2 protein-coding genes and 1 pseudogene are annotated in these 1,443 nt (G+C 72.6%); 2 read left to right on the top strand and 1 reads right to left on the bottom strand.

The features are described 5' to 3' along the window. Nucleotides 1-515 (top strand): EcsC family protein (locus AB0C29_RS48235; RefSeq protein WP_360835069.1); only part of this gene is annotated, 515 nt, incomplete at its 5' end. A gap of 32 nt (nt 516-547) precedes the next feature. After that, complete coding sequence (locus tag AB0C29_RS48240) at nt 548-1,186, top strand: hypothetical protein (protein WP_360835071.1); 639 nt, start codon at nt 548-550, stop codon at nt 1,184-1,186. A gap of 9 nt (nt 1,187-1,195) precedes the next feature. Here AB0C29_RS48240 and AB0C29_RS48245 read toward each other — a convergent pair. Next, nucleotides 1,196-1,443 (bottom strand): annotated as a pseudogene (locus AB0C29_RS48245) (NAD(P)-dependent oxidoreductase); the annotation flags it as partial.

The raw sequence follows: 1,443 nt of genomic DNA on the forward strand, positions 1-1,443 counted from the left end.
CCCGCTCGGAACACCCCGGCCTCACCCCGGACGAGCTGGCCCAGCAAGTGGTCCGGCGGTTCACCAACCACGCGCGGCTCTCCGGTGCCGTCTCCGGGGCCACCGGCCTGCCCGGCGCGGTCGTCGACGTGGGCGTGCTCGCCTGGACGCAGGCACGGATGGTGCTGCACATGGCCGCCGCGTACGGCGCCGACCCGACGGGTCCGGACCGCGCCACCGACCTGCTGGTGCTGCAACGGGTGCACAAGGCCGCCGAGACCGCCCGGCTCGCGCTCGGCGTGGCGGCGGGCCGGGAACGCGCCAGCCGGCTCTTCGCCACCAGTGCCGGCCAGCCGCTGTCCGGGGTCATGGTCAAGCTCGGCGTCAAGCTGGCCCAGATGGCCGGCGTCCGGGCGGCCCGGCGGATGGCCGCCAAGGTCATCCCGGGCGCGGCGGTCGTGCTCGGCACCTGGGCGAACTCCGCCGCGACCAAGGACCTGGCCCGGCGCACCACGGAGCTCTACCGCCGTTCCTAAAGTCGGCGTGAGCGTTGTCGATGATTGCTCCTGTGAAGGACAGGGACACGAACTCCGGAGGCCGCTTGCCGCTGCGCAAGCGCTGGCTCCTGCTGTTGGTGACCCCGTTGGTGCTCACCGGTTGCAGCTTGTTCACCGCGCCCAGCGCCGAGAAGAGCGGTGGCACGGACATCACCTCCGAGGTCACCGGCAGTGACCAGTGGCTCGTCGTGGCCCAGGGCAGCGCCACGCCGACCCCGCAGCCGAGCAGCGGCGCCTCGCCGGCCCCGACCGCGACCACCAGCGGCTTCCTGCCGTTGCCCCCGGTGGTGCGGCCCACCCCGTCGGCCACCTGTGCCCGGGACACGCCGCATTTCAACAAGATCAACGCTCTGGCCGTCACGCCGGGCACCACCTCGGCCACGGTGAACTGGTACAACGTCGGCGGTTACAACATCGTCGAGTTCCGGATCACCGCGATCAGCCAGGACCTCAAGCTCGGCGACCAGCGCGACATCGGCTTCGTGACGGTCAAGCCGGCCAACCCGTGCGGCTTCCTGAGCGCCGAGGTGCCCGGCCTCGACCGCCGGACCGGCTATGTCTTCACCGTCGACGCGGTGGTGGTCCGCCGCAGCGGCGACGGCACCCACGCCGCGACGGTCTTCCGCTCGTCCGTGGTCTACACCAAGTAGCGTCGCTGTCTATACCAAGTAGTCAGCCAGCGTGCGTTCCGGGCGGTAGCCCAGCGCCCGGGCCCGGCCCAGCTCCAGGACCATCCCGTCGGTGAGCTGGTCGACGGCATAGCGGGTCAGGGTCGGCGACACCGCGGCCAGCGCCCGGACCGGCCCGGCCGGCACGTGCCGCACCGGCACGCGCAGGGCCCGGGCGAAAACCTCGTCGCGCCGGTACGGCCGCTCGTCGGCGATGTTGTACGCGCCCCCGGGCCACG

The organism is Actinoplanes sp. NPDC048791 (genome assembly GCF_040650095.1).
In the GTDB taxonomy this organism is placed as follows: Bacteria; Actinomycetota; Actinomycetes; order Mycobacteriales; family Micromonosporaceae; genus Actinoplanes.